Origin of the sequence: Paenibacillus sp. FSL P4-0338, from assembly GCF_038002365.1 — a bacterium.
Classification (GTDB): domain Bacteria; phylum Bacillota; class Bacilli; order Paenibacillales; family Paenibacillaceae; genus Paenibacillus_AQ.
The window spans coordinates 2,066,539-2,091,037 of record NZ_JBBOCG010000001.1; the positions used below are offsets into that span (position 1 = coordinate 2,066,539).

Annotated in this window: 23 protein-coding genes; 5 read left to right on the forward strand and 18 right to left on the reverse strand. The window is 53.8% G+C overall.

Annotated features, from left to right (window positions below; all coding sequences use genetic code 11):
• The first annotated feature begins 82 nt into the window (after positions 1 to 82).
• Positions 83 to 1,402, forward strand: coding sequence for a winged helix DNA-binding domain-containing protein (locus MKZ07_RS09025; protein ID WP_341025580.1), 1,320 nt, complete (start codon positions 83 to 85; stop codon positions 1,400 to 1,402).
• Between the two features lie 567 nt (positions 1,403 to 1,969).
• Here MKZ07_RS09025 and MKZ07_RS09030 read toward each other — a convergent pair.
• The 5 genes from MKZ07_RS09030 to MKZ07_RS09050 all read right to left on the reverse strand — a co-directional run bounded on the left by MKZ07_RS09030 (position 1,970) and on the right by MKZ07_RS09050 (position 6,018).
• The gene (locus MKZ07_RS09030; RefSeq protein WP_036699081.1) at positions 1,970 to 2,434 is read right to left on the reverse strand and encodes a hypothetical protein; all 465 of its coding nucleotides are present in this window, start codon (positions 2,432 to 2,434) and stop codon (positions 1,970 to 1,972) included.
• Between the two features lie 285 nt (positions 2,435 to 2,719).
• Positions 2,720 to 3,430, reverse strand: a complete 711-nt coding sequence (locus MKZ07_RS09035; protein ID WP_036699082.1) for a hypothetical protein — start codon at positions 3,428 to 3,430, stop codon at positions 2,720 to 2,722.
• Positions 3,427 to 4,371 carry an ATP-binding cassette domain-containing protein gene (locus MKZ07_RS09040; RefSeq protein ID WP_076158431.1) on the reverse strand — a complete coding sequence of 315 codons (945 nt, stop codon included), beginning with the start codon at positions 4,369 to 4,371 and terminating at the stop codon, positions 3,427 to 3,429. The genes MKZ07_RS09035 and MKZ07_RS09040 overlap by 4 nt, the downstream gene beginning before the upstream one ends.
• 205 nt (positions 4,372 to 4,576) lie before the next feature.
• Entirely contained in the window at positions 4,577 to 4,924 is a 348-nt protein-coding gene (locus MKZ07_RS09045; RefSeq protein ID WP_036699084.1) for a four-helix bundle copper-binding protein, read from the reverse strand.
• Between the two features lie 95 nt (positions 4,925 to 5,019).
• The gene (locus MKZ07_RS09050; RefSeq protein WP_036699086.1) at positions 5,020 to 6,018 is read right to left on the reverse strand and encodes a CobW family GTP-binding protein; all 999 of its coding nucleotides are present in this window, start codon (positions 6,016 to 6,018) and stop codon (positions 5,020 to 5,022) included.
• Between the two features lie 183 nt (positions 6,019 to 6,201).
• Between MKZ07_RS09050 and MKZ07_RS09055 the strand changes: the two genes are divergently transcribed.
• Both MKZ07_RS09055 and MKZ07_RS09060 read left to right on the forward strand, forming a co-directional pair.
• Positions 6,202 to 6,717 carry a MogA/MoaB family molybdenum cofactor biosynthesis protein gene (locus tag MKZ07_RS09055; RefSeq protein ID WP_036699087.1) on the forward strand — a complete coding sequence of 172 codons (516 nt, stop codon included), beginning with the start codon at positions 6,202 to 6,204 and terminating at the stop codon, positions 6,715 to 6,717.
• A gap of 109 nt (positions 6,718 to 6,826) precedes the next feature.
• Entirely contained in the window at positions 6,827 to 7,042 is a 216-nt protein-coding gene (locus MKZ07_RS09060) for a hypothetical protein (RefSeq protein WP_084649044.1), read from the forward strand.
• A gap of 106 nt (positions 7,043 to 7,148) precedes the next feature.
• Here MKZ07_RS09060 and MKZ07_RS09065 read toward each other — a convergent pair whose 3' ends face one another.
• The 10 genes from MKZ07_RS09065 to miaB form a co-directional block, all read right to left on the reverse strand.
• Complete coding sequence (locus MKZ07_RS09065) at positions 7,149 to 7,748, reverse strand: DUF1349 domain-containing protein (protein ID WP_341025581.1); 600 nt, start codon at positions 7,746 to 7,748, stop codon at positions 7,149 to 7,151.
• The gene (locus MKZ07_RS09070; RefSeq protein WP_341025582.1) at positions 7,748 to 8,956 is read right to left on the reverse strand and encodes an MFS transporter; all 1,209 of its coding nucleotides are present in this window, start codon (positions 8,954 to 8,956) and stop codon (positions 7,748 to 7,750) included. The genes MKZ07_RS09065 and MKZ07_RS09070 overlap by 1 nt, the downstream gene beginning before the upstream one ends.
• A 249-nt stretch (positions 8,957 to 9,205) precedes the next feature.
• The gene (locus tag MKZ07_RS09075) at positions 9,206 to 11,512 is read right to left on the reverse strand and encodes a thiamine pyrophosphate-dependent enzyme (protein ID WP_036699090.1); all 2,307 of its coding nucleotides are present in this window, start codon (positions 11,510 to 11,512) and stop codon (positions 9,206 to 9,208) included.
• 26 nt (positions 11,513 to 11,538) lie between these two features.
• Positions 11,539 to 12,549, reverse strand: a complete 1,011-nt coding sequence (locus tag MKZ07_RS09080) for a 2-oxoacid:acceptor oxidoreductase family protein (protein ID WP_036699189.1) — start codon at positions 12,547 to 12,549, stop codon at positions 11,539 to 11,541.
• A gap of 395 nt (positions 12,550 to 12,944) precedes the next feature.
• Positions 12,945 to 14,174 (reverse strand): glycosyl hydrolase family 8, encoded by a 1,230-nt coding sequence (locus tag MKZ07_RS09085; protein ID WP_341025583.1) that lies wholly within the window; start codon positions 14,172 to 14,174, stop codon positions 12,945 to 12,947.
• A 357-nt stretch (positions 14,175 to 14,531) separates the two neighbouring features.
• A complete protein-coding gene (locus MKZ07_RS09090; protein WP_036699092.1) occupies positions 14,532 to 15,983 on the reverse strand; it encodes a nicotinate phosphoribosyltransferase in 1,452 nt (483 codons plus the stop codon).
• 57 nt (positions 15,984 to 16,040) lie between these two features.
• Complete coding sequence (locus MKZ07_RS09095; RefSeq protein ID WP_036699095.1) at positions 16,041 to 16,592, reverse strand: cysteine hydrolase family protein; 552 nt, start codon at positions 16,590 to 16,592, stop codon at positions 16,041 to 16,043.
• 47 nt (positions 16,593 to 16,639) lie between these two features.
• Positions 16,640 to 17,410 carry an NUDIX domain-containing protein gene (locus tag MKZ07_RS09100; RefSeq protein ID WP_036699096.1) on the reverse strand — a complete coding sequence of 257 codons (771 nt, stop codon included), beginning with the start codon at positions 17,408 to 17,410 and terminating at the stop codon, positions 16,640 to 16,642.
• A 140-nt stretch (positions 17,411 to 17,550) separates the two neighbouring features.
• Positions 17,551 to 18,003, reverse strand: a complete 453-nt coding sequence (locus MKZ07_RS09105) for a RicAFT regulatory complex protein RicA family protein (protein ID WP_036699099.1) — start codon at positions 18,001 to 18,003, stop codon at positions 17,551 to 17,553.
• 24 nt (positions 18,004 to 18,027) lie between these two features.
• Positions 18,028 to 19,578: a tRNA (N6-isopentenyl adenosine(37)-C2)-methylthiotransferase MiaB gene (miaB, locus tag MKZ07_RS09110; RefSeq protein WP_076158415.1), complete on the reverse strand. Its 1,551-nt coding sequence runs from the start codon at positions 19,576 to 19,578 to the stop codon at positions 18,028 to 18,030.
• Between the two features lie 174 nt (positions 19,579 to 19,752).
• On the opposite strand from miaB, the gene MKZ07_RS09115 reads away from it, so the two are divergent.
• Together MKZ07_RS09115 and MKZ07_RS09120 are read left to right on the forward strand one after the other, a co-directional pair.
• Entirely contained in the window at positions 19,753 to 20,535 is a 783-nt protein-coding gene (locus MKZ07_RS09115; RefSeq protein WP_036699102.1) for a MerR family transcriptional regulator, read from the forward strand.
• Positions 20,532 to 21,008, forward strand: coding sequence for a hypothetical protein (locus MKZ07_RS09120; protein WP_036699103.1), 477 nt, complete (start codon positions 20,532 to 20,534; stop codon positions 21,006 to 21,008). The genes MKZ07_RS09115 and MKZ07_RS09120 overlap by 4 nt, the downstream gene beginning before the upstream one ends.
• Before the next feature lie 107 nt (positions 21,009 to 21,115).
• Here MKZ07_RS09120 and MKZ07_RS09125 read toward each other — a convergent pair whose 3' ends face one another.
• The 3 genes from MKZ07_RS09125 to rhaA form a co-directional block, all read right to left on the reverse strand.
• Positions 21,116 to 22,210, reverse strand: coding sequence for an NADH:flavin oxidoreductase (locus MKZ07_RS09125; RefSeq protein WP_036699104.1), 1,095 nt, complete (start codon positions 22,208 to 22,210; stop codon positions 21,116 to 21,118).
• A gap of 108 nt (positions 22,211 to 22,318) precedes the next feature.
• Entirely contained in the window at positions 22,319 to 23,164 is an 846-nt protein-coding gene (rhaD, locus tag MKZ07_RS09130) for a rhamnulose-1-phosphate aldolase (RefSeq protein ID WP_036699107.1), read from the reverse strand.
• Positions 23,165 to 23,236: 72 nt separating this feature from the next.
• Positions 23,237 to 24,493 (reverse strand): L-rhamnose isomerase, encoded by a 1,257-nt coding sequence (rhaA, locus tag MKZ07_RS09135; protein ID WP_036699108.1) that lies wholly within the window; start codon positions 24,491 to 24,493, stop codon positions 23,237 to 23,239.
• Positions 24,494 to 24,499: the final 6 nt, after the last annotated feature.

Consider the following 24,499-nt stretch of genomic DNA (forward strand, 5'->3'; position numbering starts at 1 on the left):
ATGCAGCAGGGGGTGTCTTTCACTTGATATCAGAACGTTTGTTCTGTATAATAGAGCAATACATATTATGGATGGAGTGAAGATGATGATAACCTACAGTCTTAGCAAACGGCAAGCCCGCCTCTTCCTGCTGCACCATCAGCGGCTCGTCAGCGGCGGATTGACCGGCGGCAAGCAGAGCATCTATGACTTCGTCCGGCATGTAGGCTGTATTCAGTATGATCCGCTCAGCATAACCGGACATAACCACGAGCTGGTGCTTCAGGCGAGAATCCCCGGCTTCGTGCCCGAGATGGCCAATGAGCTGCTATATAAGGACAGACTGCTGATTGATGGCTGGGATAAGAACATGTCGATTTACTGTACAGAGGATTGGCCGTATTTCCAGCGGCGCCGGGAAGCTGCCGCCAGGCATCAGCATAACGAGGCCATGGCGGCCATGATTACTCATGTCCGCACGGAGCTGGATGCACGCGGACCACTCTCTTCACTGGACCTTGCGAGCAAAGAGAAGATCGACTGGTCCTGGGCTCCGGCAAGACTCTCCCGGGCTGCTATGGAGAGCATGTATTTCTGGGGCGAGCTATCCATCCATCACCGGGTGCACACCCGCCGTTATTACGACTTCACGGCCAAGCTGCTTCCTCCTGAACTGCTTAGCGCAAGCGATCCTAACGAGACGCTGGAGCAGCATCACGATTGGTATGTGCTGCGCCGGATCGGCAGTATCGGCCTGCAATGGAACCGGTCGGGGGACGGCTGGCTTGGCATCGCAGGCCTGAAGAGCAAGGAGCGGACTGCGGCTGTGCAGCGGCTGCTGCAGAAGGACCTGCTCCGCGAGGTACAGGTGGACGGACTGAAGCTCCCGCTATACATCCGCACAGCAGACGTCCCTGAGCTTGAAGCCGTATTGCTTGAAGATGATACTACGGGTGCAGATGAGTCCGCAGCAGGGTCTCAGGCTGGTAATGAGGGCGGGGCCGGTCATGCTGAAGGAGCGGCCTCCTTCGCGGCGGCACTGGCCCCGCTGGACAATCTGCTGTGGGACAGAGAGCTGATCCTCCAGTTGTTCGACTTCCAATACCGCTGGGAGGTCTATAAGCCAGTGCTTGAACGGGAATACGGGTACTATGTCCTCCCCCTCCTCTACGGCGACCGCTTCATCGGCCGGCTGGAGCCGGTGATGAATAGGAAGACCGGTGTTCTGACTATCGTCCGCTGGTGGTGGGAGGACGGGGAGACGCTTGAACGCACCATGCTCCCCGCGCTCACCGGAGCCTTCTCCTCGCTGCAACGCTCGACCGGGGCCAGCGCGATCCGCTTCGCGCCGGATGTCGTTCACTCCTGCGGGCTGCAGGAGCTGGAGGAGGCGCTGTCTGCTACGCCTGTAAAGTCTAATTAATACAATCATCTGATACCCTAGCGGGTGGAGGATGTCGGGACTTATACGGTCCACACAGCTTGTGTGGACTACCTCTCACCATTACTCATCCACCCACTTCAGGGGCAATCTGCGAATGAGGGGTATTACTGCCCCTCATTCGCACGTATGATTCATATGCGACTGATCCAGGGGCACTAGTGCCCCTCATTTGGGCGTTTGGCTCGTATCCGATTGATTCAGAGGCACTAGTGCTCTACATTCGCACGTTTGCCTTGTATCTGCTGAATTCAGGAGCACTAGTGCCCTTAATTGCTTATTTTGCCCAGATCCGCTGAATTCAGGGGTACTTCTCCCCCTCGCGGCTCTCCGTCAGCAACTCCCCCCACGTACCTCCACACCAGCACATTGTGTTCGGTTTCCGCATACATTTCAGGAACGCTACCGTTTCAGCAGGACCGTAGCAAATGCGGTAACATATGAAAGTGCCTATAAACTTATATATCCAAAAAAACCTCCCCCTCTGGCGCAGTCTTGCTGCCATAGGGGGAGGCTTCTGATAAGGTTAGCAATCTTTTATTGGATGCCTTATTGGATATGCTCTTCCTCTAGACCAAGCTTGCTGTACATCTCTGTACAATAGCCCTGCAGCTTAATCTCGAGCCGGCTTGCCTTGTTCTTGAAGCGTTTCAGTTCACGGATCATATGGGCCCGGCCGGCTGGAGTGAAGGTCTCTTGAATCCGTTCCTTGAAGTAATCATGGACAATATAGTTGCGTTCCTTCCATACGGCCTGCAATTGACTGGTCTCTTCCTCAGAGAAGGGGAAGTGATGCTGGATTTCTTTGATGAGTTGGCCGAGTGAATTGCTAAGCTTGCGTTGATACAACTCTGCGATTTCGGCATCGGTTGGCGTCTTGCCCTGCGACAGCTTCGTCAGGAGCAGCAGATTCGTTAATTGCTGCTCCAGTGCCTGGCAATAGTACACAGCCAGCCCGAAATAGGCAAATAGCTCTTTGGATTGTTCACTCTCCGGTATTTGTGTATCCTTCATCGTTCCTCCCGTCCTTAATCTGGTTATTTGATCTGTGTAGATATAACTATCGTTCTATTTTGGAATGGCCGTTACTGCGGTGAACATTTGGACTTCCGGCCGCTGTTATGTTTGGATTTCCCGATTCAAGCTGCTGGCCGCAGTAGAAATCCAAACCAAGCCTATGCTTACGATGCGAGCTTTCCTACGGAAAGCTTTCAGGCGGACGCTACCGCTCCTACAGTTCCAAATTTCCCCTCCGTCACTTTTTTCAAATTGTAGATCTTCAAGTTCAAAGGACACAGCTCAGTTTGTTTTGTTATAGTCCATGCGGCCGGAACGGTAAATGTAGAATCCGGCAAGCAATATTATGTACGCCAATGCGTGGGCATAGGCTCCTAGCACGGAGGACACCGGCAGAGTCTCAGCATTCATCATTCGATCCATGACCGGGTATACCGGCGGCAGGAGAATGGACACAACAGGCCCAGGCACCACTTCAGCCACTTTACCGGCGCTAATCGATAGAATGAGGAGAATCAGCATCATTCCGGCCGCATATCCAGCCCGCGGTACCCACGAGGATTGCAGGTACAAGGATAGAGTGATCCCTAATAGTCCCATTAGAGCATGTCCGGCCAAACCAAGCAAGATCCGCTGAAGTCCGGCAGGTTCTTGGAAGCTTCCGGCCAACACCGGATAGATAACAATAACTACATCCAGCAGCAGCGTAAGCAAGATCATTGTAAGCAGACCGCCCATACTGTAGCGGCGGGCACTACGGAGCTGAACGATAACCACCTGCTTCTGCACCGCCTGCTCATGGTTAAGGAAGCTTAGGCCGAGCCACGCACAGGCTACGAATAGAAGGACTGCCGTTGCCGAGTAGCTGCTCATGACCGGGTTAGGCTTATAGGAATACAGAATTAATACCGCAATCATAATGCCGGCAACGGGTCCGAAGAACCGCTGGGAGACTGTATAACTGTGCAAAAAATAACCGATTAGCCCTTTCACCCGCGTTCACTCCCGCTCTGATCCTTGGGTTCCATCCACTCGGCCAGGTCATTTAATCCCCCGAGAGGCTTCACCGAAACTATAGAACCGCCCGCTGCAAGAATCTGCTTCAGGCAGGTATCTGACATTTGCTGATCTACAGTCAACCCTCTACTAGTTGTACTGGCGAAGTCCGGCTCCGGCAGCACGTGGATGACTCCAGGCAAGGCTTCCAGAGCCTGCTGGGCTTGTCCCGGCAGAGCTGTATAGACGATATTCACTACTGGAGCACTCTTCAGCTTCTCCGCTCCATGAATCGTCCGGATGGTCTGCCCTTCATGTAATACATATACTGTATCCGCGACAGCTTCGATGATCTGCGGTTCATGAACGGACAAGACGAGTGCTGTCCCCTCCGCCTTCAACTCCAGCAGAATATCGATAAGCTTATCTTGTGCCGGCAGATCCAGTCCCGACATGGGCTCATCAAGCAGGAGCAGCTGTGGCCGGATCAGCAGACTCTGGATCAGGTTAATCTTCTGCAGCATCCCCTTGGAGAAGCCTGCCAGCTTGCGGCTGCGGGAGGATTCGAGACTGAACAACTGCAACAGTTCGTTGATTCGGGACGCCGAAGCCGCTTCGGAGAGTCCGGCAATCCGGCCCATGAAGTGCAGATAGTCTTCGGCGGTGAGCTTCAAGCCGGGAAATGCTTCCGGTGCATAACCTGTGGTTATCGCCTGACGGTCACAGGTTAGAGCGCCGGAGGACAGCTTCAGCAGTCCCGCGAGGATGGACAACAGCGTACTCTTGCCGGACCCGTTGCGGCCAACCAGAGCCGTGGCCGTGCCAGGAAGAACCGTCATCGATATCCCGGTCAGTACCGGGCGGCTTCCATACCGCTTGCTTCCTTCGATAATTGTAATTAGAGGTGATGCATTCGTGGCTTTCAGGCCTCCTTCCATTCGTGCATGCCTATGGGCCGCACAGAACGGCAGCCTGATTATTCTCTTATGTAACATTCGCCGGAATGCCTTTATTCTCCTTTTTAATTTCCCGGTTCCATCCATTTCACATCAAAAAAACCAGAACTGTGCAGAATAAAGTCTGCAGCCGCTCTGGTTCCTGTTAAGTATTCAATGCAGTATATGTTAGTCCTAAAGGGTGATGTCAGGCGTAGACTTCAACAGCTTCACTGACCCTTCTGCAGGCCATGGCTGCATTGCGGCAGGTATCGATGCAATCCTGGCAATGGTTATGCTTATGACGGCTGCTCGTGTCCGCGCAGCGGTCACAGATGTCAGCGCATAATTTGAGGATTTCGGCCACGAACGGGCTTCGGCGGGTCATCGCTTGAATAGCGAAGGAGCAGATATCTGCGCATTCACGGTCCAGCTGGATGCTTTCCCGCAGATCGGCCAGATCATATTCCTTGAGGCTTGAGACATAGCTATAGTTACAGGCATCCATACATTTAATCAAAGCATTAATGCATTCCTGATATTGAATTCGGGTCATAGCCTTACAACCTCCTGCAATTAGTATAGGGTATGCCTATGTATTAACCTGCAAGAATAAGAACGAACCATTCATAAGGAACTGCAGATTGTTAACTATAGGCTTCGTTTGACCGCTGCGGGTCTGGTCAGCAGACGTCTCTCCAGGCGCAGAAGCTCCTTGCGCAGCTCACCGGAGGAGAAATGCTCACCGATGAATACCGCAACATCCGGCACCTCGCCCTGAGGCGTAATTCTCATGAAATCTGCCTCCCTGTAGGCGTACTGAAACAGAAACCGGCTAGAGGTATCGGTAAAAGTTACGATCCCCTTGGCCCGGTACACATCGCGCGGCAACTCCTTCACAAACCGTTCGAATTCCTCGCTGTTCACGGGATTCTGGAAATAATGGGTATAAGCCATCACATGATCATGTGAGGCGTGTATCGCTCCCTCAGTTCGGTTGTCCCCCGCTTCCCCGGCGGGCCGGTCTTCCATATGAACGGCTCCCACACTACCGAGCAGCACTTCCGGCTCCAGTCCACAACGTACCGCCGGCAGAATCCCCGCGTAGGCGTTCCACTTGCGCAATACCTCCGAGATTTCTGCAATCTCTGCGGCTTGAATGCGGTCTGTCTTGTTCAGGATCAGGACGGATGCACAGCGGATCTGCTCCTGCATCAGACGGTAGGTAGCCCCTTGCTGGGAGCGGTAGAGCTCCAGGAGATGGGCGGCATCGACGACGGTAATCAGCCCCTTCAGCTCCACCTGCTGATATAGAGAGGTCTCCGTTACGGCATCCACAATCTCCAGCGGGTTGGCTGCGCCCGTAGCCTCGATGATAACTACATCCGGCGATTCTTTCTTGACCAGCGTGGTCAGCTCCGTACTTAAGTCGCCCCTGCTCGTGCAGCAGATGCAGCCGCCCAGCATCTCTGCCATCGGCACAGACTGCTCCACCAGTAAGCCATCCAGATTCACCTCACCCAGCTCGTTCATGATTACAGCCGGCCGCAGGCCCTGAAGGTTCCAATGATCCAAGAGACGCTGTAGTAATGTGGTCTTGCCGCTGCCGAGAAATCCCGACAAGATATATACTGGTAATGACTGTTCCAAGTTTGCTCTCTCCCTGCCTCAATCGGTTATGGTAGCGAGTGTACTACAATGACCGCCTCTGTGCAAGGCGGCACTGCCTATGGAGGCTTACAGCAGCTTCCCCCGGAGCTTGTTATTGCTGCTTCCATCCCCTATCATGAGAAATATAAGCTGCACAGCAGATAAGAAAAGGAGCTGGTTCGTATATCATCCGTCGAAGAACACCGGAGCGAAGCCCCGGATTCAGTCGCTTGCTACATCATAACGGTCTCGGATACCCGGACCATCGATACGGACACCGGAGGGCCGCTGATCCAGAGTCTGCTGGAAGCCGCCGGTTATACCGTAATCGGCCGTACCATTGTCAAGGATGATTATGAGGATATCCGGGAGCTGGTCTACAAAAGCTCGGTACATTCCGGCATCGAAGCTGTGCTTCTGACCGGAGGGACAGGCATTTCCCCCCGTGACACCACCTATGAGGCCGTAGCCTCTCTGCTGGACAAGTCGCTGCCGGGCTTCGGAGAGATTTTCCGGCTGCTGAGCTTCACCGAAGATATCGGCTCTGCCGCCATGCTCAGCCGGGCCATAGCCGGGACGATCGGCAGTACTGCTGTCTTCTCCATGCCCGGCTCCACCGGTGCGATCAAGCTGGCCATGGAACGGCTGATCCTGCCCGAACTGCGCCATGTCATGCGCGAGATCTACAAGCGTTCCTGATGCGCAGCATGGACGGACACCTATTTTGCCGGAAAATAGACGAATGAACAAGCAGGCTCCTGCATAACGCGTATACTGGCATAAGTCCACTGCGAAGGAGCTGAGTGTAATGAGAAATTGTGCGAAATGTCCTGCTGAAACGGTTACAGATCCCACACAGGTTGTATATGAAGATTACTATCATCCCCAGGTGGTCCAGGTGGTCCACCATGTCGAGGTCGTCAGACGCCACCACTGTGTTCCGGTCCCTCACCATATCTACACTTATTCCGTCCGGGATGAAATGTGCGGTCCTACCGCAATGGTGCGCAGCAGAAGAAGATAGTCTAGTCTGCCTCTCCGGTCTATAAGATAGAATATTGCAAAAGGCAAAACCGCCGTCTGCGCTTGAAGGATAAGCACATCGGCGGTTTTGCCTTTGTCGGGGAAAGCTATACGATTGGCGGATCTGTATGAACGTCTGCATCGGGTGCTGTAGCCGCCCAGCGGGTGAAGGTGACCTGAAAGCCGGCACGCGTTGGAGCACACAGGAACGGTCCCGCTTGGCTGCCAGTCTCATAAGGGAACCGGGCAACGCGGATGGTCCGCCATGGATGATTCTCCGTTCGAGCTCTGAGGATTACCGCATCCTTCATCCGCGAAGCCCGGAGGGTAATCACCTCGCCCTTCCACTCGGGAACAGGGGACAATGACCAGTCAGAGTAACCGTCCGTCACAACTGCACCTATATGAGGAACACCGTCATTCAGCTCAATACCGGCCTTGATCCATTGCTCACCACTGTGCCATAGCATGATGCCTGCCTGGTCATACAGCTCCGTGAACCCGTCCAGCGCAAAGCTGATCTCTACCGCCTCTGCCTTATCCCATGGGGCAAGCAGAGCATGACCGTTGTCATGCTGGAAGCCGTACATCGTTTTTTCCCAGTAATCGCTGCCCTCCGCTGCATGGGCCACCAGTTGACCGTCCGCGGTCCTGCTTGACACCGGTTCATTGCTCCATGCTCCATCCTGCCAATCTATGAATCTCATTACAGGCTCACCTCTCCTTGTCGTTTGCTCATCATCCGGTTAATGATTTCAGAGCTTACTATCATCACTATGATATACCCAATCATTGCCGGCGGGAGAATCATGAAGGTACTCCGCGCCGCCGCCCAACCCAACAGTGGAGGCAGAAATGCACCGCCGGTGTATGCCAAGGCCATCTGATACCCCATAATCTTCTGCGAATGTTCCGCTCCGAACCGGGCGGGCGTCTCATGCAGCATGCAGGGGAAGATCGGTGCCGAGCCGAGGCCAATCAGAATAAAAGCGACCAGTGAATATACCGCCGGAAGCGGCAAGGCCAGCAGCAGCGCACCCGCGAGTGAAATCACCAGCCCGCCGCGAATCAGCGTACGGTTGCTGAACCGAAAGGTAATAAAGCCGGTAATCAGCCGCCCGGCCGTGATTCCGCCATAATAGAGCGAGACCCATCCGGCCGCCGTTGCCGGGGATACCTCCTTGACGTTCACCAGGTAACTGCTGCCCCATAGCCCCACCGTGGCTTCCACTCCGCAATAGAACAGGAAGGTGAGCATCGCCAGCTTCACGCCTTTGATCCGCAGCACCTTACCCTCAGCGGGAGCGGCCGCAGGCCGGGAATCTAACTTCTCAGACATCTCTACAGGCTGCTGTCCGCCCCGTTTGCTTACCTTTGTCCACAGCGGGAGGCTGAAGAACAGTACCACGACTAGGGCGAACTGAATCATACTGACCGCGAAAAACCCCGTTCTCCAGGACTCGCCATTCGCAATATACCGCGACATCAGGATCGGCCCCAGCATAGCCCCGATTCCCCAAAAGCAATGCAGCCAGCTCATATGATGCGCTTTGTAATGAGTCGCCACATAATTATTCAACCCTGTATCGATCGAACCAGCCCCAAGACCTAGCGGTAAGGCCAGCATAGCCACCCAGAGGACCGAGGAGGAATAAGAGAAACCGAGCAGGGCCAGAGCGGTTACCGCCACGCTGATAAAAGTAACCATTCCCGTTCCGAGCCGCTTTAGAACTACACTGCTGGCCAAGCTTGAGATAATCGTCCCGGCGACCACTATCATCGACAGCAGTCCGGCAAGCTCGACCGGCGCTCCGAAATCCAGCCGGATAATCGGCCAGGCTGCGCCAAGCATCGAATCCGGCAGTCCCAGGCTGATGAACGCCAGATAAATAATGATTAAGAATACCGTTGCCATGTTATCCCCGCCTAACCTTCAATGATCGTTGAACTCCCCCACCTGTAGCGTGGCGGCTTGACCTCGAAACCACTTTTTTAACTGTCTTTCGCCTCGTTACTATATTACTTTATAAAAGTATTTTAATAAATAGTTTTTTCGGGTTATTTGCAGCTGCAAATAACCCGGCAGAGTGACTCTGCCGGGCGGGTGCTAACTTTAGCTGTTGCGTATGCTTATGAATGCTAAGCTTCCAATAGATCTTACACCTTACAAGTCAGGATGCTCATGCTTCGCTTTGAGGCGGCTCCAGCGGCGCTGAACTTCACCCTCGAAGCTGCGCAGAGCCGGTTCATTCTCCGGCTTCAGCAGATGGCGGGTCTTGCCCATCGTCTTCAGCCAGGCGGATACTTCAATCCGTTTGTCCTTATCTTCCGGGTTGTAAGTGATACTTGTAATTCCCTGCTCAACTTCATATAGCGGGAAGAAGCAGGATTCGACAGCCAGGGACACGATATCTGTGCCGTCCTTGTCTTCGCTCATCCAGTTCAGCGGACAAGCAATGAGAATCTTGCCGTAGACCAGACCTTCATTTTGCGCGTACCACTGGGCTTTTGCCGCTTTTTTTAGCATATCCTGCGGATAAGCTTCACAGCCGGTGAAGACATAAGGAATGTTAGTAGCCGCCATAATCTGCGCTGTATCCTTGTGCTGGGTCAGCTTGCCCTGTTGGGTTTTGCCGATGCTTGAAGTAGAAGTACGGTGTCCGAGCGGTGTGGAATAGGACTGCTGTGCACCCGTATTCATGTACCCTTCGTTATCGTATTCTACGATGATCATCTTGTGGCCGCGCAGCGCTGCACCAATCGCAGGACCCATTCCGATGTCCATCCCGCCGTCGCCGGTAACCATAACGAACGTGAAGTCTTCCTTCAGCCCCAGCCCGTCAAGCTCACCGCGGCGTTTGCGTTCCCAGAACATCTCAACCACACCGGACAGTGTAGCCGCACCATTCTGGAACAGATTGTGGATGAACGTCGATTTATGGGAGGAATACGGATAACCGGTAGTCGTTACCATCGCGCAGCCGGTGTGGTAGAGCGCTACGATATCGCCTTCGATCCCTTTGAAGAACAGCTCCAGCCCGGAGAAAATCCCGCAGCCCGGACATGCGCCGTGCCCTGGAGACAGACGTCTTGGCTTCTTCATCAGCGAGCGGACCGGCGGAACCCGTACACTCAGCTTGCCGGTCTCTTCGTTCTGGGTTACCGTGATCAGGCCGGTCTTCAGCTTATCGAAGTCCATCGGCTTCAAGAGACGCTTCGGCGCATTCTCCGGCGCTCCCGGATTGTGGCCATAGTAATCGAACGGAATCTCTACACGGTCTGCAACAACGGCATCCATAGCCAGCTGGAAGAAGTGGTGTCCGTCTTCGGCGTAGAAGTCTTTACCGCCAAGTCCGTAGATCCGGCTGATAACCTTAGTCGTTGTATTACCGTAAGTGAACAGTGCTGCCTTAATCTCGTTCACCATATTACCGCCGTGTCCGCCAACCGAATCTGCACGGTCACCTACAGTGATGGCTTTGACATTCTTCAGCGCTTCGGCAATCTGCTTCTGCGGGAACGGGCGGATCATGTTCGGGGAGATCGCTCCTGCCTTGATTCCCTGCTCGCGGAGCTGATCGACTACGTCCTTAATGATCTCCGAAGCGGAGTTCATCAGGAAGACAGCGACATCGGCATCCTCCATCCGGTACTGCTCGATCATCTCATAATGGCGTCCGGTCAGCTCTGCGAATTCCTGGGCAATTTCTTCAAAGACTTCACCCGCATTGTACATCGCAACGGATTGCTGATAGCGGTTGTTGATGTAATCCGGTTCATTCATGTAAGGTCCCACAGTGACCGGGTTATTGCGGTCAAGGGTATCGGTGAAGCCTGCAGGCGGCTGTTCGCCAACGAACTTGTGGACATCCTCACGGTGGGCAAAAGCCTGCACCCGGCGCTTCTGGTGCGAAGTGAAGTAACCGTCAGAGGCCACCATTACCGGCAGCCGGACCTTGGCGTGTTCTGCCAGCTTCAGCGCCATCAGGTTCATATCATAGACCGACTGCGGATCACGGCACATCAGGATCGGCCAGCCGGTGTTCAGGGCAAAATACAGATCCGAGTGGTCTCCGTGAATATTCAGCGGTCCCGAGATCGAACGGCACACCAGGTTCATGACCATTGGCATCCGTGTACCTGCTTGTACAGGCAATTGCTCCAGCATGAACATATACCCTTGAGCGCTGGTTGCGTTGAACACACGGCCGCCTGCCGTCGAAGCGCCGTAGCAGATCCCGGCGGAGCTGTGCTCGCCGTCGGACGGTACCAGCATAATATCATGCTGGCCGCTGGCCTTCATCGTATCGAGGAACTGGGCCACCTCAGTCGATGGGGAGATCGGGAAATAACCCATGACATGATAGTTAATCTGATGCGCGGCATAGGCCGCCATTTCATTGCCGGACTCGTATAGGAATTTCTGCTCCACCTTGGCGGAGCCTAGTTCTTTTTCATAATCAATAGCCACAATGTATTCCACCTTTCTTCCGGGTTTTAGACTGGAGTTACCAGATCGAACTGATGCTTCACGGTATGGCTGTCTGCGAAGCCTTCCTTCTCTCTCATGCTGGATAATGCTGAGGTCGGGCAGGCACCGATACATTTCAGGCAGCCTTTACAGTACTGGTAATCAATACCAAGCAGGAACATCTGCGAACGGCCCTTGCGGTCCAGGCGCTCTTCCCACACGAAGCATTGGTCGGGACATACCGTGTCACACTGTGCACAGTTGATACAGGACTCGATCTCAAATGCCGGAAGCATACCGGAACGGGAGATACTGAGGTTCTTCAGGAAGCTGCTGCCCGGGTTCGTGATCGTTCCGCCGATCGGCTGAGTCTCATAACCGAGAGCCGAGATATCCGAACGTACATATTCCGGCATAGTGTCGCCGGCAGCCAGCTCGAACTGCATGAATTTCACTTCATTGTAGCCGCGCTCGAAGGTGGAGATGGCCGACTGGACGGCCTGCGGATATTTTTTGCCGAGAGACTTCTCAATGACGCCCTTCATAATATCCGTGTCAAGGAACGGGCAGAGCCGGAACAGCGCCCCAAGCATCGCCATATTAACGCGGTTCTTCTCCTTGAGCGCGATGCTGGTAGCATCGATCACCGCAATCGTGCCGGCTTTCATCTTCAGCAGTTCTCTGAGTTCGTCCGGCGTCTTGGCCGAGTTCACAAGAACGGTGCTGTGTTCATGAATTCCGCTGGTTACATTAACGGTCTTGGCAAGTGCTTCGTGGAACACGCCTACAACATGCGGACGCTCGACCGGCGAAGTATCACGGATATGGGTATCCATATCACAGAAACGAATGTGAGCCTTAACCGCAGACCCCTTCTTCTCCGAACCGTACGATGAGAAGCTGACGCCGTTAAGCCCTGCGCCGACCACTCCTGCTTCCGCCAGCATTTTACCTGCCAGGTTCGCGCCCAGGCCTCCAATGGACTCCAGACGAATCTCAAAGAATCCCAGCTCATTTACTATTGGCAATTGTACCACCGACATAACCCCTTTCTTAGTACATCCTTTTGACTTTTTCAACGATTGTAACTTGATTTTGTAAGCCGCGAAGTGACATATCTTGCATTTTCCACACTCAGGAAATCACAATTCTTTATAGATTTATGCAGGTTTCTTTATACGCGACAGTGCGGTGTTATTTCAATAGAAGGAAAGCTTCCATGAAAACGGCAAAATGTGAAAATTCTGTGTAATTCCGCACTTTCCTAAGCAAGCTGTGGATGAGATGTCATCCTTAATTTAGCAATAAAATTAAAAATTAAGATGTTAAAAATATCACAGAAATAATGATATATATCACAGGTGCCTGGTACCAAAAGAAAGAAACTCCTGTCCGCTCAAGGAAGGAGTTCCATCTTCATTACTATTCCTGCTTAGTAAGCCCACCAATTTCCAGACATGACAATCATCGAGAACAGCTTAAGGCTGTCTTCATAATAATTCTCTGGTGCGCTGTTAGCTGTATGGCTCCAGAGGGAGTTCAGCCAGCTCTGGTTCGCGGATGAGGTCATTGCACCCACACCGAAGGGGCCGTAAAAGGCTCCGCTGTTGTAGCTGCCGAAGGTGGTTCCGTCGAGCTTGTAGCCATCCTTGATATTGCCTGGTGTGCCTCCTGTCTTGGTCTTAATCCAGGTGTTAAGCTGAGTCAACTGGGATAAGGCACGATTGTCGCCGGTGAGCAGGTAATCGGTGGTGATCCGCCATGGAACCCGGCACGAATTATAGTTGTAATCCCCGTCACGCTGAGATTCCAGGAAGTTCGCGGCAGCTGGCTGATACGTATTGTTAGAATAGACTACGAAGTCAGGAAGCAGACCGGTTGTGGAGCTATAGCCGCTATATAGGCTGTTGATCAAGGTATAAGTCTTGTTCGTTACGTTCTGCCAGCGGGCATCCCCCGTAGCGGCCTGGAAGGCTTTGAAATGATTCACCATGAAATCCGACGGGCGGGTGGCTGTGTTATAAGAGCCGCTGTTCGCCCAGTCTCCGAGACGGATTGTCCACTGGGACTGATTGATGTCATTATTCATGATAGCGTTGATAATATTGGTCGCAGCCTGCAAATAGTTTACAGTTCCGCTGCTTCCCCATTGCTTATGAGCGAGCAGCAGAGAGTAAGCGATATCCAAGTCGCCGTCTGTGGCCGAGTTCTGGCCTTCGACATTCTGGAAGCTGCTGTTCTGCTTCCAGGACATCAGGTAAGGATTAATAGAGCTGGGATGCTCGGTGTAATAATTATAGAGTCCATTGTAATAGGTCTGCGCATTGCCGTCATAGCCGGCCATCAGAACGGTGAACAGCATCCCGTAGCCCTGTGCTTCAGATACGGTCTCCCCGTTCGAATTATACTTCACATAATACTTCCCGGTGCCGGCCGGCTTGAGGTACGTCCCCTTCCAGGCATCCCATTTGGTCTTCACCGCATTATCAAGTGCAGTCTGGCTTACATGATTCGGCTTAATAGTTCCGCTGGTGTAGACCGTATGCTGCGGGAACGGCTTGTTCACAGCGGCGAAGGCAGATCCGGCAGGCAGGATGAAGATGGCCAGACATAGAAGCAGCAGACTTGCCCAGTGCAGCTTGTGCTTGGTTTGCTTGTTCATAATTCTTTCACTCCTTAACAGTTAGTGGATTGATAACGTTATAGAATTGCTTGTCTCACAAATGGGCAATGGCAGGAAAAGCTCACCTCCTACACCGAGAGTGGCGGCTACATGAATGAGCGTAGCAGATATAATGAGATTGAGGGCGGATTTTAGAGCGCTTACAATTTTGTTGCAAAAACCGATCTCTTTCTTCCATTTTTGTCATTTGTAACATATTCAATATATGATTTCATAGACTTGCTGTCAATAAGCAGATGGCCGCTCACACAAAAAGCCCTCTCAAACCGCCGGGTTCGCACGGCAGGCCTGAGAGGGCTGACTATATTCTTGTTCTAATGAAATGCCGACCAGGTTCTACTCCACATCGGTAATCATATGCTCTGCAATCAGCTGCTGCTTGCGGTTCCATAGCTGCTCGCTGAGATTCACGCGGAAGACTTCCGGGTTCAGCTTACGCAGATACTCCGGCCAGAACAGGTCAAGCTGCTCCTGATGGTAGCGGCGGATCTCCGCCAAATCCGGCAGGGTATAGACCTGGAAGCCGTTCACCACAATCGGCTCCAGCATCCGCACCGCGTCGTAACGCTCCACATGCTTCTTCATATAAGGATGCAGCGGGTTGAACAGCTTCAGCCGGACACCGCTGCGGGGCGCAGGCTCATCCGCGAAGCTGATATAATCAGCCAGCGCTTTGCCGTTCTGGCCGATAATGCGGTAGACTTCCTTTTTGCCGGGCGTAGAGACCTTCTCGGGATTGGAAGAGATCTTGATCGTAGGGATCATCTCGCCGCCGGGTGCTTCAATCTCGACCAGCTTGTAGACGCCGCCCAGTGAAGGCTGATCCGAAGCGGTAATCAGTTGGGTTCCGACTCCCCATGTGTCAATTGCCGCCCCTTGCGACTTCAAGTTCATGATGGTGTTCTCATCCAGATCATTGGAGGCCACGATCTTCACATACTGCAGCCCGGCTTCATCCAGCATCTCGCGCGCCTTGCGGGACAGATAAGCCAAGTCACCGCTGTCCAGCCGGATGCCGTTCATCCGCTTGCCTTGCGCCTCCAGCTTCTTCGCCGTGTTGATCGCATTCGGCACACCGCTGCGCAGGGTATCGAACGTATCCACCAGCAGCGTCACGCCGTCCGGCATCACTCTCGCATAAGCGTCGAACGCCTCCTGCTCGCTCGGGAAGCTCTGCACCCAGGAATGGGCATGGGTGCCCTTCGTAGGGATGCCGAATTTCTTACCGGCCAGCATATTAGAGGTCGCGTGGAAACCGCCGACATAAGCGGCACGGGCGCCCCAGACTGCGGCATCCGCTTCCTGTGCGCGGCGTGTTCCGAACTCCAGCAGCGTGTCGTTAGGGGCCACCTGCTTGATCCGCGACGCCTTGGTAGCGATCAGCGTCTGATAGTTCATGAAGTTAAGGATCGCAGTCTCGACCAGCTGCGCCTCCATAATTGTGCCTTCGACCCGGATCAGCGGCTCATCCGGGAATACCAGGGCCCCTTCCTTCATGGAATGGAGACTGCCCTGGAAATGGAACTGCAGCAGCTCCTCCAGGAAGGCCGGCGCATAATTCTCCTCCTGTTCCGACAGGTAGCGGATATCCTCTTCCGTGAACCGCAACTCCGCGATGTACTGGGCAATCCGCTCCAGCCCGGCGAACACAGCGAACCCGTTGCCGAACGGCAGCCTGCGGAAGTAAGCTTCGAATACTGCCCGGCGTTTGTGTGTGCCATTCATCCAGTGGGCATACATCATATTAATCTGGTATTTGTCTGTATGTAGAGCAAGTTCTCTCCTCAAGTCCTCATCTCCTAGTCGTTACACTGTTGTTATTCGGGTTCTGTCCCAGATGATGTGTTACTGCTCTCCTAACGCCGTGACAACCTTCGCGCCAAGACTGCCGCGGAAATGTCCAAGCGCCCAAACATGACCGTCAGGATTGAAGCTGGCGACGGCATCCTCATGGACCGTAATCCCGAAGCCGTGGTTGTAGGCATCCACTGCCGTATGCAGCACACAGATATCCGTGCAGACCCCGATCAGATGCACCTCGGTAATCCCCCGCTCACGCAGCTTCAACGCAAGATCCGTGCCGCAGAAGGCGCTGTAACGTGTTTTGTCCATCCAGTAGATAGCTTCCCGATTCTCCTCGTAGACAGCCTTCAGGCTGCCGTACAGCTCACGCCCCTGGCTTCCCCGCAGATTATGCGGCGGAAACAGCTTGGCCTCCGGGTGGTACGGGTCATCGGCTTCATGCAGATCTACAGCCATCACCACATAGTCCCCGCTGCGCACGAATTGCTCCGTCAATTCACTGACTCTGGGCGCAATATCGATGCCGGGCTGGCCGACAGGCAGGTTCCCGTCAATGAAATCATTCGTGAAATCAATTACAATCAGTGCTCTCATGGTAGGATAGCCTCCTAAAAGGTAATGGGCCTGCACTTCCCGGCAGCTTACGTATAAATGGATAATAACGGCTCATGGTCCGTGAACATATAGAGCTGTGCCGGGCGCTGGGAGTATTGATTGGAGCTGAGCGGATTCCCCGCTTCATCGCTCACTTCTTTTAATATACCCTGACGGCTGCGTGTTGACGTAATTTTGCGGATAAAATTCGGTTCTTTGAATTCCGGCACCACCGTCTGGATCACCTGGTACAGCTCGCTCAGCGTGAAATGGCGCGGCAGGAACTGCCGGGCAATCGTCGTCTGCAGCATCTGCTGCTGAATCCGCAGGTAGGCATCGGTAATAATATCATGGTGGTCAAAAGCCAGCTCCAGCTCCTCCAGCGCTTCCTGCAGTGTGAACAGGCCAACCTCGCCTGCATCATCCGAAGCCTGCCGCTGCTCCAGCATCCACTCCTCGACCAGTGCAAAGAAGGCATGGCTGATAATCCAGCCGCGCGGATCACGGCCCGGCTGGCTGTAGACGCCGAGATATTCCAAATGTCCGCCGTCCACGCCTGTTTCTTCCTTCAACTCGCGCGTAGCGGCATCATAGATCGATTCATCCTCCTGGCAAAAGCCGCCCGGCAGGGCCCACATGCCTGCACACGGCCATTTTTTGCGCCGGACCAGCATCACCTTCAGCTCGCGCAGCGGCAACGTCTTCGTGACGGTCTTCCGCTCGCGCTTGGTTAGTGTAAACATGACAATATCCGCCGGAACGCCATCCGGTGTGCGGTACTTCTTGGCGTTATAGGTTTGTTCCGCGTTCTCAGTCACTATAGATCATCCTTTGCCGTGCTATTGTTTGTTGTTCGTATCTTTTAATGTACCAAACCTGTCCGCCCAAAATCAACCTGAGCCGGCCCGCTTGCTATGTAAAAAGGGACGGATTCACATCCGCCCCCGGGGTGTTCGCCTTAATCTCCGCATGTGGACGGCGGCGCCTCGGTGCCTGCTTCCACATTGATTTTATCCGAAACGGTATCCCTGATCACTGAAATCACCATCTGCAGCAGATAATTGATATCGCTCTGGCTCTGCTGGAACTCGTTCACAACCGGGATACTGTCGATTTCATCCTGCAGTTCTTCGATCTCACGTTCAATCTTCTCGACCATGGCCTGGTTCTTGAAGCTCTCGAACGCCACGATCTCCTTCTGCTTCTTCTTAATCGTAGCAATGAGTCCCTGCACACGCTCGTGATTCAGAATCTTCTGCTCAGCCTGCTGGAAATGACGGACCTCCTCACTGGTGGAGATGAGTGCAGCCAAGTCCTTCGCCTTGCCCATAATATCCTCCCGGACAATTAAATCACGGGTATTGTGGGTCTGCATGCCATATTCATTCAGTCGTGCTTCTTCCTGGCTCATTCTTCTCGCCCCATTTCTCTATAATTAGAGGACCGCTGCGGCTTCCGCCAGATAGTCCCCCTGGATGTACCAAGTCTTCGCGCCGGTAATGCTCACCTGCACCAGCGTGCCGATCAGGGAGGACGGGCCTTCAAAATGCACCAGCTTACTGTCACGGGTACGTCCGGCCAGCATCCGGGCATTATTCTTGCTCTCGCCTTCCACCAATACCTCCACCCGCCGGCCCAGCATCCGTTCATTCCCCAGCCGGCTCTGCTCCTTGATCAGATCATTCAGACGCTGGAGACGCGCGCTCTTGACCTCTGACGGAACATTATCGTCCATGCCGGCTGCCGGAGTCCCTTCACGCGGAGAATAAATGAAGGTATACGCCATATCATACCCTACTTCGCGCACCAGGGACAGTGTCTCCTCGAACTGCTCCTCCGTCTCACCGGGGAAGCCGACAATAATATCGGTAGTCAGCACCGCATCCGGCACGTTTTCCTTAATTTTACTGACCAGCTCCAGATAGGCTTCACGGGTATATTTGCGGCTCATGCGCTTCAGCACAGCTGTGCTTCCCGACTGCACCGGCAGATGGATATGCTCCACCAGATTGCCGCCTTTGCCCAGTACATGAATCAATTTGTCGTCAAAATCACGCGGATGCGAGGTCATGAACCGGATACGCGGAATATCGATTCCCCGCATCTCGTCCATCAGGTCGCCGAAGGTATAATCAATGTCGGTAAAATCCTTGCCGTAGGCATTCACATTCTGCCCCAGCAGCGTTACTTCCTTGAACCCTTGGCGGGCCAGCTCCCGCACCTCGGCAATGACATCCTCCGGACGTCTGCTCCGCTCCTTCCCCCGGGTGAACGGCACAATGCAGTAGGTACAGAATTTGTCGCAGCCGTACATAATGTTCACCCAGGCGCGCAGACCCTCCCGCTTCTTCGGCAGATTCTCAATGATGTCGCCTTCCTTGGACCAGACCTCAATGACCAGCTCACGGCTGAACACCGCTTCCTTGATCAGCTCCGGCAGGCGGTGGATATTATGTGTGCCAAAGATCAGATCCACGAAGCCGTACCGGCTCATGATCCGGTTGACCACGCCCTCCTCCTGGGACATACAGCCGCAGATCCCCAGGAGCAGGCCGGGCTTCTCGAGCTTCAGTGTTTTGAGATGGCCCAGCTCTCCGAATACCTTATCCTCCGCATTCTCGCGGATCGCACATGTATTAAGTAAAATAATATCAGCTTCGCTGCGTTCTTCCGCCGCCTGGTAACCGAGCTGCTCCAGCATTCCCTTCATCGTCTCCGTGTCATGCTCATTCATCTGGCAGCCGTAGGTGGTAATATGATAGCTCTTGCCTGCACCGAAATCTGCCATCTCCGGTGGAATGTCGAAATGATAGTGCACCTCGATCTCTTCCTTGCCCCGCCGCTTGCCCTCCTTGTAATCGGGCTGGCTGTTGATCTGTACGTTTCTGCCTTTGATCCGGTAAGTGGTCTTGCCTTCAGTCTCGCTGATGATCTTGGCATCTGTGAAATCGAAATACTGCCCGTAATCCTTGCTCCCCTTCGCCATGCTAACGTCACATCCTCTGCTGATGTCCCCATATTTTCCGTGCTTTTCTAATGTCAAATTATATCATAAGAATCCCAATAGATACCATTCTATGTCCGGGTCAAGTTGGATTTAAAAGCTTTACTATAACGTATACGTTATCGTTTATAGTGTTGTTGAGGAGGGAACGTAACTATGATCCGCATTGGGGAGTTAGCGAAGACCGCAAATATCAGCAAAAGAACCCTGTATCACTATGAACAAATTGCGCTGTTACAGCCCGCACTTATTTCAGAGAACGGATATCGCTATTATGATGCCAAAGCCATCCTCCGGCTTCAAAAAATTCTTTTATTGAAATCGGTCGGCTATACCTTAGAACAGATTAAAGGGCTGTTAGAGAATATGCATTCTGCGCAAGAAGATGATAATTGGATCGCTTCATTACACGAGCAGATAGAGCTGATAGAACAGAAGAAGGAAGAGTTAAGCCGCAAACAGTATTATCTCCGGTCAACCATTCATGCCATCCGGCTCAAGGGAACGGAGAATTTGCAGGATCTGACACACATCATTAGTGCCATGAATAACCGCCCTTTGAGCGGAGAAATCATACCTGCCGAATTCACGGAGGATTCACCCTTTACGGCTAAGGAAACCGGGATTCTTCAGCATCTCCCTGTGCTTGGCAGCAACAACCGGCAGATGGAGGAGCTTTTGGATATTTTGGAGCAGGCAGTACGGTTAAAGTCCTCATCACCCTATACTCCAGAAGCACAACATGTGGCGGGCCGGTTGTACGACAAGGCACTGGAGCTATTCGAGGGTGATGCCAAGCTGCTGGATAAGTATTGGGAGCAGATCAGACCCGCTGACGGGGCAGAGCCTATCGTGATGGGCATGGATCGCGCATTCATGTCTTTTGTAGATGAGATGATCCGCTATTATCTGCACACCAGGAAAGGAGAACAGACATGAGTAAACCTAAACAAATAGAGATGATGATCTGGAAAATAGGAAGGACAGCCCTGCTGGCCAGTGTACTGCTTCTATTATGGGCCTGCGGAATAACACAAGAATCCAAGGATGGAATGATCGCTGAGTCCTCCCCAGTACAGAATGAACCGGATGCCGATGCCATACGGGTAGAGGTGCTAATTGAAAGTGACAGCGATTCGGCAGTTAATCTGGAGGTGGACATTGATGCCCGGAAGCATCCGGAAAGTGTCTATCTGGATACTATCGAAGTTCCTTACAGAGAGGAATTTACCATCCCCAAGGACACCTTCATCCCGCTAACCTCCACTAAGGTGCAGGCAGACAAGGATGAGGCGGCCAGCTGGATCAGCTGTACCATTCTGTATGACGGAGAGGTAGTCGCAACTCACAAATCCAGAGGTGATCAGGCGAAGGCTGTTTGCGAGAAGAAATTCCGCTTGGGGCCGGGATAACGGATAAGAATTAGGCTTCACGGATAAAAAAGAACACCCCATGCCCACAGACATCAGCGAATAGACTGATGCCGGGTGCACAGGGTGGTAGTGTTGACCTCTATCTATTAGTACAAAGTCTGGGTCGCCTCGGAGGTGAACGGAATAATCTCGTCCGGCTTGCCCGCCTGCACCTTGGCAGGCCATGCAGGATCGCTGATCAGCGCCCGGCCAACTGCTACCAGATCGAATTCAGCCCGTTCCAGGCGTTCCAGCAGACGGTCGATATTGTCGTCCTGGTTCTTCTCCGTGACCGCACTGGTGAACGCACTATCCAGTCCCACAGAACCTACTGTAATGGCAGGCTTGCCCGTGATCTTCTTCGTCCAGCCTGCCAGGTTAAGCTCCGAGCCTGCGAATTCCGGCTCCCAGAACCGCCGGGTCGAGCAGTGGAAGATATCCACGCCCGCATTGCTGAGCGGAGCCAGGAAGCGGGCCAGGTCCTCAGGAGTCTCAGCCAGCTTGGCGTCATAGGCTCCGGCTTTCCACTGCGAGAAACGTAGGATGATCGGGAAATCCGGTCCTACCGCGCGGCGGCAGGCATCGACTACTTCCACCGCAAAGGTGGTGCGCGCTTCCAGATCGCCGCCGTATTCATCGGTCCGGCGGTTGGTCTTCTCCCAGAAGAACTGGTCGATCAGATAGCCGTGGGCACCGTGCAGCTCAATTCCGTCGAAGCCGATGGCCTTGGCAGCCTTCGCCGCCTTGGCAAAGGCACTGACGATGGCCTGAATCTCGCTCTTCGTCATCGGCTCCGTGACCTGCTCTCCGGCCAGACTCAGCCCGGATGGGCCAATCGGCAGCGCCGAAGTGTTAGGCCCTTCACCGATGCTGCGGGCCATGCCGACATGCCAGAGCTGTGGCATGATCTTGCCCCCTGCGGCATGCACCTCGCGCACGACCTGCGCCCAGCCCTCCAGGGAGGCTTCGCCATGGAAGTTCGGGATATCCTGATGGCTGACCGCCGCCGGATGATCAATGGCTGTGCCTTCCGTTATGATCAGGCCTACCCCGCCTTCCGCGCGGCGGCGGTAATACGCTGCCACCTCAGGACCGGGTACGCCTCCAGGGGAATGCACCCGGGTCATCGGTGCCATCACCACACGGTTGCGGAGGGACAGGCCTCCATATTCAAAAGGTTCAAACAATGCAGCAACATTCATAATCCACTAGCCTCCAATTCATACGATGATTACTTTAAGTAAGCATAGTATGACGGTTTCCGGCGGCAAATGCAAATTACTGCCAGTCTAAGAGCGGCCGATAATGTCTTATAAGTCCAGCACGCCGGCTTTCGGAGTCACCCGGAAGGCTGCAGCCAGATCAGCCAGCTGCTGATCGGTAATCTTCTGCTTAATTTCTCGTCCGCCGATCAGATTATAGACGATGGCGGCCTTCTCAATGGTCTCTACTAATCCGAACGTCGCATCCATAGTCTGGCCGGTCACGAAGATGCCATGCTGCGGCCAGATGACCACGCGGTAATCCTTCATTTTATCCGCGGTGGCCCGCCCGATCTCACTACTGCCCGGAACCATCCAGGGAATGACGCTGACGCCATCCGGGAAGACCACCAGACATTCCGTGCACATCTCCCACAGAGTCTTGGTGAATTTCAGCTCATTCAAATCATGGGTGAACGTCATGGCAATCACGTTCGTTGCATGAGTATGCAGCACAATCCGGTGCGCGGGATCTACCTTCAGCCGCTCGATGTGGCTCATGAAGTGGGAAGCAAGCTCACTGGTCGGAACAGCGCCGCTGCGCAGTCCCCACAATACCTCCACACTCTCGCCGCTGCTGCTGACACGCAGTACACCAAGGTTGGCTTCCGGGTCCTTGATCACATTACGGAAATACTTGCCTGATCCGGTAACGATGAAGTATTTGCCCGCCAGCTCCGCGACAGGGAAGGTAAGGCTGATCGTACGCAGCGGCTCGCGGATATTGATATATTTGGCTACCTCTTCTTCATCCAGGAGGTAACTTACATTGCCCCCGTTCAGCTCATCCCAGCCCAGCGACCACATGTGATGGGTAATTTCGGACATTTCCTCGATAAAAGGCGCAGTGACGCCGGATATATACCCCTTGGATTCAATTACGGATGTACTCATATGCTCTCTCTCCTTCTATATGCCCCTTCAGCGTGCGGGTACTTGTTATTTTGTGTTTTCAGCAGCTTGATCTTATCTTAGAGCCAATACTTCCTGCTCATAGCTCTTCACTTCAGCCAGCCACCCCTCGCGGACCGGGGTTCCCTGCGAAGCGCAGTAGTAATCCCAGACGGCACCGAACGGATAGGACTTGAATTCTTCCACCAAGGCCAGCCGCGAGGTGTAATCTCCAGCCCGTTCAATGGCCCGAAGCTCCTCTACCGGCTCCAGCATGGCGCGCAGCAGGGCCTTGATCGTATTGCGCGTGCCGATTACCCAAGCCGCCAGATGATTGATACTGCCGTCAAAGAAGTCGAGGCCGATATGCGTGCGCGGCAGCAGATCCCCGCGAACCAGCTCGCGGGCAATCTCCAGCAGCTCATCGTCCATCGTGACTACATGATCACTGTCCCAGCGGACCGGTCTGCTGACATGCAGCAGCAGCTGCTCGCTGAACATCAGGATGGAGCTGAGCTTGTTCGAGATCACTTCCGTCGGATGGAAATGTCCGGCATCCAGGCAGATGGCCTTGCCGCGTGTCAGGCCGTAGCCCATGTAGAACTCATGCGATCCGACCACGTAACTCTCCGAGCCGATACCGAACAGCTTGCTCTCCACGGCATCGATCGTGTACTGCGGATCCATCTCCTCGCTGAAGATTTCATCCAGCGATTCCTTCAGACGCATGCGCGGTGCCAGCCGGTCCACCGGAGTATCCTTGTAGCCGTCAGGCACCCAGAAATTCGTGACACACGGCTGGCCCAGCTCGCGGCCGAAGTGCTCGGCAATGCTGCGGGAAGCCTTGCAATGCTTAATCCAGAAGCTGCGGATCTCTTCGTCCGCATGGCTGAGGGTGAAGCCATCCGCCGCCTTGGGATGCGAAAAGCAGGTCGGATTGAAATCAAGACCTAATCCCTGCTCCTTGGCCCATTCCACCCAGTTCGTGAAATGGCGCGGCGCCAGCTCATCCAGATCCACCTGCTCCTTCGTATCGGCATAGATCGCATGCAGATTGACCTTATGCTTGCCGGGAATCAGCGAGAGGGCTTTCTCCAGATCCTGACGCAGCTCCTCCGGTGTACCGGCCCGGCCGGGGTAGCTGCCAGTCACGGCAATGCCGCCGCTCAGCTCTTTATCTTTGAACAGGAAGCCCCGTACATCGTCGCCCTGCCAGCAGTGCAGCGATACTTTGATCTGCGCCAGCTTCTCCAGTACCTCATCCGTATGAATCCCATGGGCTGCATATAATTTCTTGGCTTCGTTGTAGCTGTTAATGATGCTCTGATCCATGCTGTT